Genomic DNA, 15,612 nt, shown 5'->3' with positions numbered 1-15,612 from the left:
AAGAGCTGCAGGTAAGCATCAAGCCCGCCATTATCGCATCTGGAATGATTACAAGAGAGAAAGGGAAGGGTGAATGTGAATCAAATAACGGAGCAGCTTATCAAGCTGTTTGATTGGGTATGGTCGGTCTCGATCATGGCAAGTGTCTTGGTTGTACTGATTGTTGTGATGCAGCGTGTGCTCAAGCATCGGTTGAAGCCAAGATGGCATTACTTGATGTGGCTGCTTGTTATAGTCCGATTAATGCTGCCATGGGGCCCAGAGAGTGAATTCAGTATTTATAATTGGATCGGTTATACGGATTCCGTTCACTCAACCGTCCATGTCAATCAGGAGGAAAAACTCGCCGAAGCTGCACTATCGGAAAAAACTGCTGTCCAAACGATGTACCGAAATGTTTTCGTGGTATGGCTGATTGGTGTGTGTGTATTGGGGGCGTACACAATTCGGATCAACAGAAGATTTGCCCAACAGATGAGCAAAGAGACGGTTAGGATAACCGATGCAAGAATACTGGAGCTTTTTGATCAATGTAAAAAAATGATGTCGATTCATAAACCGATTGCTCTGGTGGAATCCCCCAGTACGTCTACACCGACCCTTTTTGGTATGATCAAACCGCAATTGATCATGCCTCAAGCTACAATAAATCATTTGAATGACGAGCAATTGCAGCATGTGTTCCTGCATGAATTGGCCCATAGCAAGCGAAATGATATTGCGGTAAATTGGTTCATGCATATTTTGCTAATTATTCATTGGTTTAATCCCGTCCTGTGGTATGCCTATCGTCGAATGCGGGAAGATCAGGAAATCGCCAGCGACGCGCTTGCGCTCAGTTACCTTGCTCCTGACAAAAGCCAGGATTATGGACATACTCTCATCAAATTATTAGAAAATTTCTCGCAGCCTGTTCGAATTGCAGGGAACGTCAATCTTACAGGCAGTAAAGCACAACTGCAAAGGAGAATTACGATGATCAAACAGTTTAAATCCAATTCCTATCGCTGGTCTTTCCTTGGGATGGCAGCCATAATCTTCATCAGTGGCTGCGCTCTAACAAATCCCAAGACCAGTGAGACAGCTTCACAATCGGTGAGTACAACAATCTCCGAAGAAAAAGTCAAACAGTCGGTTACTACGGAGTCGAATCCGCCAGCTAACGAAGAGAAGCTGGGAGGATCTGCTTCCATAGGGACGCAATCAGCGACGCAGGACGACAAGCCATCACTGACCGCTTCCATAGGAACGCAGCCTGCCGTAGAAGGCAAGTCGGGAACGGCAACGCCCGTTGGATCGCAGCCTGCCGTAGTGGATGATAAGCCGCGAACGGCAGCTCCTGCAAGACAGCAGCCAACGGGATCGGAAGAGACGCCGATGCTGTTCGCATCCACAAGTCAGGAACCAGCGGTTCAAGAAGACAAGCCAAAACCGATCGCATCTGTAAGGCAGCCTGCGGTGTTGGATGATAAACCGAGACCAGCAGCTGTTGCTGTACCGGAGCCACCCGTGTCCGACAACAAGTCGAGACCGGCTCCGGCACCTTCCGCAGCGCAGAAGCCAATGCTGTTAGAAGACACAACAAGATCAGCCCCTGCCGTTGTGCCACTACCACCCGTGTCCGACGACAAGTCGAAGCCTGCTCCTGTCCCTCAAGTCGTAGTGGAGCCAACGACCTTGCCGAGCAGCTAATCGCTCTGCAGTGGAGCTGTCAGTAGTATACCCCCAGCAATTTAGGTACAGAGAATCCACAGCTGGGGTCGATGCCTTTACCGCTTCCGATGCAGCCGATGTTTGCTCTAAGACACCCTTTCTACCAGACTGCCGGGAATACCGGCAGTCTTATTGTAGCTTCTGCACAAGCAGGAGCAGCCAGGACGCGAGACAGCTTCAGCTCAAGACCCCAAATGCTCTCTGACAAAATCCCATACACGGTCTTTAAAGTAACGGTGTCCCCCGTCTCCGACAAACAACTCGCATCGGTCAGCTGCACCGAATTGCTCATATATGTTTTGAACATGCTCGAAGGAAATATGTACCCCTTCTATTGGAAAGAGCGGGTCGGATTCGCCGTTGATCATCAGCACAGGACGGGGAGCAATTAATCCTATCACATCATACATCTCTCCGACCTGCATCATACCGGGAACGGCATTGCAGATACAATGATGGACCGACACCACCGAGTGCTCAAACGTACAAAAATAACAGCCCGGCGCTACCAAGCGAATACGTTTATCCAGGGCTGCTGTAAATACGCACACCGCACCACCGCTGGAATTACCTGTTATCATAACCTTGTCCATATCCAGCTCCGGGCGAGTCGCTGCATAATCCAGCACTCTACTGAAGTCATGCACCCGCTCGCCAATTAACGAACGGCCAAACATGAGTGATATCCGCTGCAGATCATCGCAGGATTTGCTTTTACCTTCGTCCATATCCTCCTGCCGAGCCATCTCCCAGAACCCCCGCACTTCGGGTACAATAGCGGCATAGCCCTGCGCAACCGCTTGCTCTGCTAAATCCCGATCCTGGCGTATTGCCTCTTCCCGAGCCTCCGGGCTTTCGAAGTTACCAGCATAGTCCTCCTTGCCGCGTCTCCCATGCCCATGTGCACAAATCGCTAATGGCACCGGCTTTACTCTATTCTTCGGCAGCAGAAGATAGAACGGTACTTCGATATCGGTTTCACTTGTGATATAGATCTTCTCCCGGACATAATCAGGAAACTCGACTATTTCCGTTACTCGCGGCGATAGCGGGACGCCGGCTGATTGTCGTCTGATTTGCTCAAGGCCTGTGATCTCAGCCAGTTTACTGCGAAAAGCCTGCTGCCATTCCAACCACTTTCCTGTGTCCAACACCTGGTGATAATCGAACTCACGGGTAGTTTTTGCCAGAATCGACTGAATATATTTCTTCTCGTCAAAGTAAATCATGGTTTGCTCCTCCTCGTATCGCTGCCCCGGCTATAGATCAGTGGGGGTACACCGATTTCATTTTTGAATAGCTGAATAAAGTAACGCTTATTGTCGTAGCCCAACATATAAGATATCTCTTCCACCGTTTTGTCCGTGTTATCCAATAGCTCTTTGGCTTTATTCATCTTGGTTTGGATCACATATTCAATAAAGGTCAAGCCCGTTTCCTTCTTATACAATCTGCTGAAGTAGGAGGAATTCAAGTGTAGGTATTCGGCTACCTCCTCTAGCGTTATTTTTTGATGCAGATGATCCTGAACGTATCGCTGCGCTTCACTGATTTCCCCCCGCTTGGATTGTTGGAATATAGTGCCCATTTGCGAAAGCATCTCCTCCAAATGCACTAACATCCAGCTTTTCAATTGATTCGTATGATCGATCTCGCTCATCGTGCTGTGGAGAACCTCAACGGAATAGTTGGTTTGGAATTTTTGCAGTGATTTGAATTTAACTCGCATGTCCAGAAGCAGCTTCAATGCCCATTCTTTGACCATATCCGGAGGAAACCGTTCTTTCTCTACAAAGGACATCCATCTGGAAGCCGCCTCCTCCATGCCTTGGACATCCTCCTGCAAAATAAGCTGTTTGATTTCCTCAAGCGCCTGGGAAAAGTAGGTAAACAAATCTGCTTTTGAAAATTCCTCTTCCTTAATAACGCCTATATACCCTTCCGGCAAATAAAAACGATGTTCGAGCGTATTTAATAGCTTGAGCAGGTTAGCTTTTAGCTGGCGCGGCTGTCCAGATCGTTCACCCAGATAAAATGAGGCCTGGACCCTTAAATATTTGGTCAGTGAATCCTGAACCCGTTTGAGTGTATCGTGCACCAAGCTGTATCCGTTTTCCTTCACCGTCAGGCGGCAGGGGATGAATAGGAATCCTGACTTGGTACTGTAGCGAAAGCTGATCGCTCCCTCCACCTTCTCCAACATTTCATCCATCACATTATCCACTGCATACATCAGCATGTCATCACACATATTCAAATTCTTTTTCGTTTGCGCATGCTGTTCGATGTGATAAAGCACAAGCAAGTAAGGGTGAGCTTCATAGTTAATGCCATACTGCCTAAGCGTATCCAGCCACTCTTCCTTATGCCATATCTGGTTATTCATAGTGCCCAACAAAAATTTTTGCTTCAGCTCCGCCTTATTGTCATTTAAAATATGCTGAAGCTGTTTTCTCTGTTTCCGACTCTCCCTCACCGCATCCAAGCGCCCACAAAGCTGCTGCAGTTGGGTCGTTATCGTATCAGGAGATATGCTTTCCTTCAGCATGTAATCCTGAACGTTCAGCTTCACAGCCTGTTGAGCATAATGAAAGTCGTTGTAGCAGGAGAGGATGATGGTGCAGAGCTCTCCGTTCAGTACCTTTAGCTGCCTGATTAACTCGATACCCGATATGTGCGGCATACCGATATCCGTAATCAGAATGTCGGGCATTTCTGCCTTTGCATGTTCAAGGGCCTCAAGGGGGTTATCATACATGCCCTGCATGAGCAAGCCGAGCTCATCCCATGGTATGATTTGTTCCAAATATTCCAGTACGGGGTAATCATCATCAACCAACATGACCTTATACATTCGATTTCCCCTCCCTGCGATGGCTTCCTGGAATATAAATGCTGATCTTGGTTCCGATGCCTTCCTCACTTTCTATAGCTAAAGTGCTGTTACAACCGTATATGAGCTGTAGACGTTCGTAAGCATTTTTTAATCCGATTCCCGAGATATCAGTGTGTCCAGAGCTGCTCTCTTCCGCATCCATACCGGAAAATAATTTCTTCCGCAGCCTATCCAGCACATCCCGCCCCATGCCATCCCCATTGTCCTCTACCGTTATAGCTAATCCTTTGGAATCTTTCCAGCTCGTGACCCGAACAGTACCGCCTTTATGCTTTAACCCGTGAAGGATAGCATTTTCTACAAAAGGTTGAATGGAGAAACGCGGAATTTCTTCCAATAATGTCTCCGAAGCAGGGTTAAGCTCCAATACAATCGGCTCCTTATGCCGGAAATTGACCAGCAGGACGTAGTTGGAGATCAGCTCAAGCTCGTCATGCAAGGAAATATACTCATTGTTGCGATTGATGGTCATCCGCATAAACGAGGATAAGGAGCTGAGCAGTTCAGCATTTTCCCGGTCACCCTTCATCCAGATTTTCATTCGCACGGAATTAATCGTATTGAACAGGATATGAGGGTTCACCTGAGCCTGCAGCAATTCGAGCTCTGCTGTCCGCTTGCGTGTCTGCTCCAACGTAATTTGCCCGATCATAAGCTGGATACGGTCGAGCATATGGTCGAAGGATTGGGCGAATTGCCCAATTTCATCATGAGTTGAAATATTCGACCTCACTGTTAAATTCCCTGAACGCACCTTGGCTGCCACTTTACCCAACAGCTTGATGGGTTTGGTCAACTGGTTCATCAGATACAGCAAAATAATGAGAAATAAGGCAAAACAAGTGATCGTCAGCAGTAAAACATTTTGATGGACACGGCTGATGGTATCGATCGCTTCTTTATAAGGTACCATGCTGACCAAATACCAATCCGAAAAAGACAGCTTATGCCTGACCAGCAAAAAATCCTTGTTCTGTTCCTTAATGATGACGGGTCCCTCGCCCACATCCCCGATATGGTTCATATATGGAAACGTTGTACCGATTCGCGAAGTGTTGGTGTGCGATAGCACGGCTCCCTTACTGTTCACCAGCATAATCTCTTGTGAGCTGCTGTAATTTTGAAATATATGGTGAATATCGGTTTCGAACATGCTGGCGATAATATAGCCGCTCGTTCTGGAGGAATTTCGAATCGTACGGGCAATCGTGATCAGATATGGACTTTTACTAGCACTGGAAACAATGTAGTTGGGCTGTGTTCCCACCCAATACGTTTCCAACGCATCCATATTTTCTAATTGACGGAACCAATCCATGCGTGTGAAATTCAATGGATCGTAATCCTGAAATTCAGAATAATTGGAGTAAGCGGTTCCAGATGTATCAATGACGGCCAAATAGATCGGATTGCTCGCAGCCATCTCCACGTTGGCGAATTTCTCATTCATCCTCTTGATCTGAAAAAATCGGGCTGCAGATCCTTTGTCTGTCATCCTGTCATTCAAAATAGTTGTAACCTCATTATCGAACTGAATGACATTCGTGGTGTATATCAGGTTGTTGATCAGATTCGTAACATAAATATCCAATGTGTAGAGGGTTTGCTCCGTATTGGAAACCGCTTGCTCCTTCAATACATCCTTCGTAATATAGTTGGAGATGAGCACAGCGATAACCATCGGAACAATCAAACAAAGGATCGAGGAAACGAGCAATTTTTGCCTAAATGACTTGACGTTAAGGATGTGTGCCCAACCGTTCATATACTCACTTCTTTTCCGTTGTTAAGAAAAGGACCGAGGAGCCGTCATCTCCTTGATCCTCATCTATTATCCATTACTTTTTGTTTGCTGCTGCAATTTTTGTCAGCGCTTCGGTCCCCTGAGAAATCGTCGTATTGAGATCCTGAACGCCGAGCAGGAACTTTTCCGTTTCGCCATTGAATGCTTTCGCTGCTTCTGCACTATAGGTAGGAGGCATATCCAGCTCAGCAAATTTAAATGTATTCATTACATGCAGCAGCGAATCCTTATCCATAAATTGTGGCTGGGCCACATTACTCATGACCGTATCGACAAGCTTGGATTTGTCCGCTTTCTTCCAGGCGGGAAACTCCTTGCCTTGCAGAACCAACCCTTCCGTCGATAAAAAGCGTGCTGCCTTATACGCTTCTTCTTTATGCTTCGACTTGGAGGATATGGCGATGAAATCTCCGTTAACTCCTGTATATCCACTCGTATCATCCTTGGAAAATTTCGGATAAGGGGCGTATACCGTTTTGAAGGTTGCCGGCAATTGAGCCGTACCTCCAGATTCCTTCACCAGCCATGACCCGTCAAATACCATAGCGATATTGCCTTTCATATAAGCAGCACGGCTATCCAGCTTTTGCGCGATAATATCAGCATACGGCATTGCCGTTTTATCAACCTGCTGCGCCTTCCACATCAACTCCAGCGATTTCCTCGTCCGGGCGTTATCCACATTGGGCGTCCCGTCTTTTTTATACATCCCGTTTTCCTGTGGCTGATTCGATAGCACAGGGTTCAGCAATGTATTATGGAAATGGCCTCCGTATACCTTCTTCACACCTTCGCCCTTCGTCAGCTTCTTGGCGTAATCCATGTACTCATCCCAGGTCCAATCCTTCGGCACGGGAAGTCCGGCCGCATCCAGGTAATCTTTATTCAACAGTACCAGCTTTGCACTGTATTTTCCAGGAATGGCATAGTATTTTCCATTAAATTTCATGTCCAGCATATACTCGTCGTCGTAGTTGAGGCCTTCCTTTTTCATATACTCATCAAGTGGCTCGAGCATTCCCATGCCAATACGCTGTGAATAAGCACTTGAGCTATTAAGTACAAAAATATCTAATTGCTCACCTGAAGCAGCCAATAAATCGAGCTTTTTCATAGCATCAATCGCACTTTCAGTAAGAAATTCATACTCCAGCTTAATGTCGGGATTCTTGGCATTAAAAGCGTCAACCGCTTTGTTAATCGCTTCCCTCTCATTAGTGTACCAGCTGTGCAGCTTAATGACGACTGGCTTTTTTTCAGACGGGTTGTCTGTCTTTTTATTCGGATCCTGCGCACTTGGTCCGGAAGAACAGCCAAGTATAGAGCCACAAGTAAGTATTACGGTTAATGGTATCGCTAGCCATTTTATTGTCATGATATTTCCCCCATATCGTTCGATTGTTTACCCTTTAACTCCACCAAGAGATATGCCTTCAATAACCTGCTTCTGTCCAATAACGAAAATAACGAGCAGTGGAATAATCGCTGAAACGGTACCCGCCATAATGAGTGAATAAAATTGTCCATTTTCGTCGGCAAACGACTGAATGCCTAATTGCAGCGTATACAAATGCTGAGAGCGAAGAAAAATAAGCGGGTTCTGATAGTCATTCCAACTCCATATAAACCGCAAAATCGCATAAGTCGCGATCGCTGGACGAACAAGCGGTATCCCAATATAAACAAATGTCCGATAATGCCCTGCACCGTCAAGCTTGGCTGACTCCATAAGCTCCTTGTTAATTCCCAGAAAAAACTGCCTTAGCAAAAAGGTTCCGAGTACACTAAAGCTGCCAAGCAGAATAAGTCCCGTATGGCTGTCAAACAATTGCAACCAGCGGTAAAAGATGAACTGGGGAACCAGAATGGCTTCGTGTGGAATCATGTAGGTGCATAGCAGCATGAGGAAAACCACACTTTTGCCTTTAAAATCGATTTTGGAAAAACCGTAGCCCGCCATGCAGGAAACTACAATGGAAACACATGTCGTGATGCAGGTTATTTTCAGAGAGTTCCAGTAAAAAAGCGGGAAGGGAGATTTCCCCATCCACACGGCTTTATAATTGTTTATCACATTCCAGTGCCGAGGAATCCATTCAACCGGATAATTGAACACATCCGCTTCCGGCTTTAATGAAGCAGAAAGCATCCATATAAACGGCAGCATAAATGCGATTCCTAAACAAGACATGATCACGGTGATCATCAATTTCGTTGGATTGAGCTTTGTCATGCCTTCACTCCCTTAATAGTTAACCCACTTCTTTTGCCCGTACCACTGGATAAGCGTGATAAGCAGGACAAACACGAAGAGCACCAATGCCATTGCCGATGCATAACCGATATTCAAATTAATGAAAGCGGTTTCGTATAAGTAATATACGAGCACCGAGGTTGACCGCGCCGGCCCTCCCTGCGTCAAAACACTAATAATATTAAACACCTTGAAGGAACCGATAATACCCGTCACGAGTAAAAAGAACGATGTCGGCGAGAGCATAGGAATTGTAATACGAGTGAGCTGTACCCAAGGGCTGGCACCATCCATCTCCGCCGCTTCGTACAGATCCTTGGGAATCGACTGCAGTCCGGCCATATAAATGATCAGGTTAAACCCGATTCCCGCCCAAGTCATAATACCCATGAGAGAAGGAAGCGCATAATTCACATCGGCCAGCCATTTGGGAGGATTGGAAACGCCCATCGCAATCAGCATTTGGTTAACCGGGCCATGGCTTGGATGAAATAATACTTGCCAGACGATACCAATAGCAACAATACTCGAAATATAAGGCATGAAATAAATGATTTTAAATAAGTCCTTGCCATAAACCGATTTATTGATCACAACCGCCAGCAGCAGAGCAAGGATCATTGTCAAGGGAACGATCAGAATAAAAAGCATATTATTCATAATCGATTTCCAAAAAATCGGATCGGCCTCTAATCTTTTAAAGTTTCCTAAACCAACAAATTTCATTTGATCGATGCCCGCTACAAAGTTCCAGTCGGCAAAGCTTAATAACAGTGAGGCGATGACTGGCACCATAACCAGTACGAGAACACCGAGAAGCATCGGTCCCACAAATACATAACCCGTCATCGTTTCGATCCGGCGAAGCCGATTGTTGCTGGCTTTAGATTTTCTTGCCTGCAGATCGATAGCCGTGTTGGAGTACAATGAAACATCTCCTTTCCATAAGCAGCTTTTTTTAGTTGATCAACTAAGTTATCTTCATTATGGAGGATCCCATTTCACTAAAACATGCAGAGGTTTGACCGAATTGTAATTATTTTGACTAAAATATCTCATGAACGTACGAAAAGCAGGGGCAAGGGAATTCCCTGACCTCCTGCTTGCCGGCTGAATATATTTACCTCTTACTTAAAAGCTTCATGTACCTTAAGCTGCTTCCCTTTAATCGTCGTATTCTTCATCGTTCTGAGTACGAGAGGGCCTTTTCCATTTAATATATCGACATACGTCACATTATCCTGAATCGTAATGATGCCGATATCCTCCACTGTAACCCCTTCAATTTTGGCAAGCGTTCCGACAAAATCGACCGCTCTGAGCTTTTTCTTCTTGCCTCCATTAAAGTACAGCTTCAAAATCCCCTTGTTCAGCTGCTCGTTTCGATCCGCCTTAAGCTCAGGCTGGGTCTGCATTTTCGCTTCAAATGCTTCCCGGGCAAGGTCGACTTCTTCTGCTGAAGGAGCTTCCCTTTGCGGTATTTCGAACCCAATGTAGCCCTGGATATCTGCAAGAAACCGCTCCTCATGAGGCGTGACCAGACTGATCGCTTTACCGGTTTTGCCTGCGCGGCCGGTTCTTCCTGTCCGATGCACATAGCTGGCTTTTTCCATTGGCAGGTCATAGTTGATGACATGTGTGATATTATCGACGTCGATGCCTCTCGCCGCTACGTCGGTCGCGACCAAATAACGGAATTCGCCTCTCTTGAACGCATTCATTACCTTGAAGCGATCATCCTGCATCATGCCCCCATGAATTTTATCACACGTATAATCAGCCCGCTCCAGCTGCTCGCACACCTCGTCCACATGCTCCTGAGTACGGCAGAAGATCATACAGCTATCGGGATTTTCCACGATAATCACGTTCTTCAGCAGCTTAAACTTATGCTCCTCTTTCACCATAAACAGTGAATGCTCGATCTGATCCGCTGTCGTTACCTCAGTCTGAATCTCGATGTCGATGGGATTTTTCATATATTGGTGACACAGCTTCTCCACGTCTTTAGGTAAAGTAGCCGAAAATAACAGTGTGATCCGATCCTCGGGCAGCTCGTCGATAATCGCTTCCACCTGATCGATAAAGCCCATTCTGAGCATCTCATCCGCTTCGTCAATGACCAAAAATTCAAGCCGCTCCAGATCGAGCGTTCCTCTTTTGATATGATCCATCACTCGTCCCGGGGTACCGACAACCACGTGACACTTTTGATTTAATTCAAGCTGCTGCTTGGCAAAGGGCTGCTTGCCGTATAACGCGACCGCTTTAATCCGTTTGAACCGGCCGATATTGGTTATATCCTGCTTCACCTGATCGGCAAGCTCCCGCGTCGGTGTCAAAATTAACGCCTGCGGCCTGTTCTCCTCCCACTCTACCATTTCACAGATTGGAATCCCGAATGCTGCCGTTTTTCCACTGCCCGTCTGGGATTTCACAGCAAGATCCTGCTTCGTCAACGCAATCGGGATCACCTGGCTTTGAACATCAGTTGGCTCCTCATAACCAAGGCTTTCCAATGCCCGTACAATATCTTCACTTAATGTATAGTCTCTAAAGCTTCGTTTACTCATCGGTGAACTCCTTTTATATGCCTCTATTGCATCACACAACGCAAGTGCTTGCCTCAAATTATATATCAGCAGCTAGAACAAGTCACCCATTCTCGGTGACGCAGCACTTTTTGTTGATTAAGGGGGAGCCATGCTCGTTGTATCCATTTCAGATATGGGGTCCATATTGACAGGCAAGGTGGTTTCATGTAGCCTACAAACATATATGAACAAAGATATAACGGGAATGTGCGAAGCATTCGTCAAAATGGGGGATAGCCTTGCTAGCTGCTGAAAGAAAACTGAGGATCGTAGAATATGTGAGACAAAGTCGGGTGGCTACGGTTGCAGCATTGGCCCGTGAATTTGGTGTTCATGAGGCTACCATTCGGCGGGACCTCGGGGAGATTGAACAGGAGGGTTTACTAAAGAGGACTCATGGTGGCGTTATTGTTGAACAATGGACTCATGATGAGCCACCCTTCATAGAAAGATCGAACCAACGTTTGGAACAAAAAATGCGAATCGGTAAAATGGCGGCCAGCATGGTCGAGGATGGGGAACACATCATCATCGATTCCGGGACGACCACCTTGCATATCGCCAAAAACCTGGTGCACCGCTCCAACATTACAGTAGTAACCAATGATATGAACATTGCCGCTGAATTGAAGGATGCATCCGGTATTAAAGTTATTGTAACGGGTGGCGAGCTACACCCTTCCAGTTATATGCTAAATGGCATGTTTACAGATCACGTCCTGAGATCGCTGCATGTTGAAAAAGCATTTATGGGTATACCGGCTATACATCCCAAGCACGGCTTGATGCATCCGGAGGCTCAGCTGGTGACGGCTAAGCAAGGGATGATTCATGCCGCTCAAGAAATTATTGTCGTAGCTGACGATAGTAAAATCGGTAAGCTTTCCCTTCATTCCGTGGCCCCTAATAGCTCTATACACAGCTTGATCACGGGGAAAGAAATCCAGGAATATGATATCAAAGAATTCCGCGATAGCGGTGTTAACGTAATCATGGTTTGATCCTTATATGAACTTCTAGTTGTCGTGTAAGAAATAGCTACCAATTAACGAACAAGAGGGAGGGGCGATAAGCCCCCTCCCTCTTGTTTGTTAATAGTCAGGCAAAGCTGTACCTCTCAAGCGTCGCGACGAAAACCTTTGGCTCATCTACTGCAAATCTCCGTATCCCTAAATCCAGCAAGGCAAATAAGGATTCCTGACTGAAATGAAACGGCAGCACCTCAAGCTCCAATCCCTTATCAGCGAGCTGTTTCAGTGCCATCTGTAAATACTCGCGCTGTACCTTGTATGTCCAGGGACTGCTCGTGGTTTCTCCTGAATTATCCGCATCAACCAGATGAATTTGTACAATATCCAGAGCGTCAAAGCCGCTAACAGCTGCTGCTGCGAACTTACGCGCGACCTCGGCTTCGGGATTCGATCCGCCCGATATCCATAACATCGTACGAATACCGGGGACAAGCCGCTTCATGATTCTGCAGTTCTCATGGTCCCGATGACAAAATATGATTTGCCGCTCAACACCACAGCGTTCAATCAGCGCCGCCAGCTTATCCAGATCAACCTGTTTGTAATCCAGATACAGCTCCCGCTCAGGATGAATCGCCAAGGCAGCTAGTACCTGCTCAAGCGAAGGCACCTTTTCTCCCCGATACTTATCGCTGAATCGGACACCCGCATCCCAGGCTTGCGTTTGCTCAAACGTACATTCCGATATGAGCCGGTCACGATCTGCTTCCGAGGCTGTTGTTGTGCGTCGTGGTGTCTCATCGTGCATACCGATGATGATCCCATCAGCAGTTTGCCGGATATCAATCTCCGGAATGCCACCGAGCTTCCACGCATACTCCATCGCCGCCATCGTATTCTCTGGAAATTCCGCTGCCGTGCTTTGATGAGCCTGCCAATGGACCCGCTGTGCGACAGCTTTCTTGTTCGTAACGGACATAGTGATGTTAAACTCCCCTCTAAATTAGATAGACGAGCTTGAAACTAATCATTCATATTATGTTTATTTTTGCTCATTTATGTTTATTTAGATTATCACCGGAAAATATTTCTGTCAATATAAAGCAACCAGCTCCGTTACCCAACAAACTTACTTTTTCATAAGTTTTTCAGCTGAATTTTTGAATGTAGTCAGTGTCGTCTGAATATCCTTGTTGTCATACATGATCGCTTGCATAGCAGAACGGAACTCCTGTACAATTGGCGTCCATGCCAAGTGCTTATTCGTGTCAATGGCGTATTGAAGCTGATCATACGCGACCTTACGATTCGGTTCTTTTGCATACAGTTCTTTAATTTCTTTGGACTCTACCATTTTCTTCGTGAAAGGCAGGTAACCGGTGTCGATTACGAACTGCTGACCGCCCTTAGGGTCCGTCATCAACCAGTAGATAAACTCCCACGCAGCCGCCTTGTTTTTGGATGAGGCCAGCATGGTAACGTTCGCTCCTCCGGTTGGCGTGGCGTACACATCATTTTTGGGCAGGAAGGAGGTTACATACTCAAACTTCGCATTTTGCGCCATACCCCCGATACTTCCCGTCGATTGAAGCAGCATGCCGATTTTTCCATCCACAAACATTTGATTTGCAATATTTCCCGAATCCTGAGTCGGCGGGTAGAACAATGCTCCCGTGTTCTGAAGGTCCTTCAGGTAACTGAACACTTTAAGCCCTACGCCGTTGTCGTAAAACCCTACCGCGGTGCCTTCATCATTAAAGAATTTACCTTTGGACTGAGTCATCATCGCAATGATATACCAGTCATCAAAAGGCATGGATAAGCCCTGACGTTTATAAGCACCGTTTTCTTTAATAACCAGCGCATTGGCGACGGTTTTCATTTCTTCCCAGGTCGTAGGTACCTTAAGCCCTTTTTCATCCAGCATCGTCTTGTTGACATGAAGAATTGGCGTGGAGCGGTTCAAGGGCAGAGTAACCAATTTCTTATTAAAGGTAGAGTGGCCCATCAGACCTTGAACAAAATCATCTGTGCTTAAATTCGATTTCTTCAAATAGGGTGTCAAATCCTCCAGCACGTCTGCATCGGCAAACAACTGAACGAAGGAACGTTCCAGCATACTGACATCCGGCGCCGTATTGGCTGCTGCAGACTGCTGAAGCTTCGTAACTACTTCATCGTAACCGCCCTGGAAGGTACCCACAACCTCAATATCCGGATGAGACTCATTGAAGCGTTTAATCATTGCATCCGTATATTCGCCGTTTTTCCCTCCCATGGAATGCCAATACTGAATCGTCGTCTTGCCTGCCTTTGCTGGTGCTGGTGCTGGCGCTGCCGCCGGTGCTGCTGTTGGTGCTGGAGTGGCTCCACTGTCATTGGCTTGAGGTGCTTGACTACAACCTGCGAGTACACCAAGCAGCATTGTTGATGCCATAATTGTAGATACTTTATTATTCATTATCATCTTCCTCCCTTTTCTTCGTGCACAATTATGAACCCTTATTCGAAAGCGATTAAATGATCATTTAATCCCTGAATAAACAAATGCCTTTACAATTTGCTTCGAGCAAATCAGATAAACGAACAAAATAGGAATGACTAAAGCCACATTACCAGCCATAATAATATGCCAGTTGCTGATACCTTCCGTCTCTCTAAGCATTGCGATACCGAGCGTCAGCGGACGAACCGGGTTCGAATCTGTCATCACGAGTGGCCAAAAGTAGTCGTTCCAATGACTGACGAAGCTGAATAATGCGATTGTTGCCAGTGCCGGCATGGACATGGGCGTCATGATTTTCCAAATAATTTTGAACTCACTGGCGTTATCCAGCTTGGCTGCTTCAATAATTTCTTCAGGAATTTGCATGAAATATTGGCGTAATAGGAAGATGCCGAAGGCGTTAGACATAAAAGGAATAATTTGCGGCCATAAGGTTTTGATCAATCCCCAATCAGCGAGCATCAAGTAGACAGGGATGAAGGTGACTTGACCTGGGATCATAAAAGCCAGCAGCACCATGCCAAACAAGATTTTCTTCCCTGCAAAATGGTATTTGGCAAAAGCGTAAGCAGCCGGAATCATCACAGCAAACTGTAAAACGATGATGGACAGCGTGACGACTATCGAATTTTGGGCATAGGTCAAGAACGGCCCCGAACGCATAGCAGTCGCAAAATTATTCCACTGGGGCGATGCCGGGATTAAAGTCGGAGGAAACGTCAAGGTTTCCTGAATGGTCTGCAGCGACGTGGAAATCATCCAAAAAAACGGAAAAACAAAGATGATGAGAAGCAGAGCTTTCAATAAATTGCTTAATACCGACCAGATATGCCTGGATTCAAATGTCATGAATGTACGAACCCCCTTTCTCTCC

At 46.3% G+C, this 15,612-nt stretch carries 12 protein-coding genes; 2 read left to right on the top strand and 10 right to left on the bottom strand.

The annotated features are described in order from the left end of the window. Positions 1 to 75: 75 nt before the first annotated feature. The gene (locus BK127_RS23170) at positions 76 to 1,692 is read left to right on the top strand and encodes a M56 family metallopeptidase (protein WP_076233892.1); all 1,617 of its coding nucleotides are present in this window, start codon (positions 76 to 78) and stop codon (positions 1,690 to 1,692) included. Between the two features lie 203 nt (positions 1,693 to 1,895). Here the strand turns inward: BK127_RS23170 and BK127_RS23165 are convergent, their stop codons facing one another. The 7 genes from BK127_RS23165 to BK127_RS23135 all read right to left on the bottom strand — a co-directional run bounded on the left by BK127_RS23165 (position 1,896) and on the right by BK127_RS23135 (position 11,240). After that, positions 1,896 to 2,942 carry an alpha/beta hydrolase family protein gene (locus BK127_RS23165; protein WP_076233891.1) on the bottom strand — a complete coding sequence of 349 codons (1,047 nt, stop codon included), beginning with the start codon at positions 2,940 to 2,942 and terminating at the stop codon, positions 1,896 to 1,898. Next, positions 2,939 to 4,567 carry a response regulator transcription factor gene (locus BK127_RS23160; protein ID WP_076233890.1) on the bottom strand — a complete coding sequence of 543 codons (1,629 nt, stop codon included), beginning with the start codon at positions 4,565 to 4,567 and terminating at the stop codon, positions 2,939 to 2,941. Before BK127_RS23160 ends, BK127_RS23165 begins: the two co-directional genes overlap by 4 nt. Next, complete coding sequence (locus tag BK127_RS23155; protein ID WP_076233889.1) at positions 4,560 to 6,374, bottom strand: cache domain-containing sensor histidine kinase; 1,815 nt, start codon at positions 6,372 to 6,374, stop codon at positions 4,560 to 4,562. The genes BK127_RS23160 and BK127_RS23155 overlap by 8 nt, the downstream gene beginning before the upstream one ends. 73 nt (positions 6,375 to 6,447) lie before the next feature. After that, entirely contained in the window at positions 6,448 to 7,788 is a 1,341-nt protein-coding gene (locus BK127_RS23150; protein ID WP_076233888.1) for an ABC transporter substrate-binding protein, read from the bottom strand. A gap of 27 nt (positions 7,789 to 7,815) precedes the next feature. Further along, positions 7,816 to 8,646 (bottom strand): carbohydrate ABC transporter permease, encoded by an 831-nt coding sequence (locus BK127_RS23145; protein WP_076233887.1) that lies wholly within the window; start codon positions 8,644 to 8,646, stop codon positions 7,816 to 7,818. Between the two features lie 12 nt (positions 8,647 to 8,658). Then, the gene (locus tag BK127_RS23140; protein ID WP_372237372.1) at positions 8,659 to 9,594 is read right to left on the bottom strand and encodes a carbohydrate ABC transporter permease; all 936 of its coding nucleotides are present in this window, start codon (positions 9,592 to 9,594) and stop codon (positions 8,659 to 8,661) included. Between the two features lie 200 nt (positions 9,595 to 9,794). Beyond that, the gene (locus BK127_RS23135) at positions 9,795 to 11,240 is read right to left on the bottom strand and encodes a DEAD/DEAH box helicase (RefSeq protein WP_076233886.1); all 1,446 of its coding nucleotides are present in this window, start codon (positions 11,238 to 11,240) and stop codon (positions 9,795 to 9,797) included. A 260-nt stretch (positions 11,241 to 11,500) separates the two neighbouring features. Between BK127_RS23135 and BK127_RS23130 the strand changes: the two genes are divergently transcribed. After that, complete coding sequence (locus BK127_RS23130; RefSeq protein WP_076233885.1) at positions 11,501 to 12,262, top strand: DeoR/GlpR family DNA-binding transcription regulator; 762 nt, start codon at positions 11,501 to 11,503, stop codon at positions 12,260 to 12,262. Between the two features lie 97 nt (positions 12,263 to 12,359). Here BK127_RS23130 and BK127_RS23125 read toward each other — a convergent pair whose 3' ends face one another. From BK127_RS23125 to BK127_RS23115, 3 genes are all read right to left on the bottom strand, one after another. Continuing rightward, positions 12,360 to 13,211 carry a glycerophosphodiester phosphodiesterase gene (locus BK127_RS23125; RefSeq protein WP_076233884.1) on the bottom strand — a complete coding sequence of 284 codons (852 nt, stop codon included), beginning with the start codon at positions 13,209 to 13,211 and terminating at the stop codon, positions 12,360 to 12,362. A gap of 150 nt (positions 13,212 to 13,361) precedes the next feature. Beyond that, complete coding sequence (locus BK127_RS23120; RefSeq protein ID WP_076233883.1) at positions 13,362 to 14,693, bottom strand: ABC transporter substrate-binding protein; 1,332 nt, start codon at positions 14,691 to 14,693, stop codon at positions 13,362 to 13,364. Positions 14,694 to 14,756: 63 nt separating this feature from the next. Next, positions 14,757 to 15,587 carry a carbohydrate ABC transporter permease gene (locus BK127_RS23115; protein WP_076233882.1) on the bottom strand — a complete coding sequence of 277 codons (831 nt, stop codon included), beginning with the start codon at positions 15,585 to 15,587 and terminating at the stop codon, positions 14,757 to 14,759. Positions 15,588 to 15,612: the final 25 nt, after the last annotated feature.

This window comes from Paenibacillus sp. FSL H7-0331 (genome assembly GCF_001956045.1).
The sequence above is the reverse complement of the archived record's forward strand: the minus strand, read 5'-3'. Positions and strand labels throughout refer to the sequence as shown.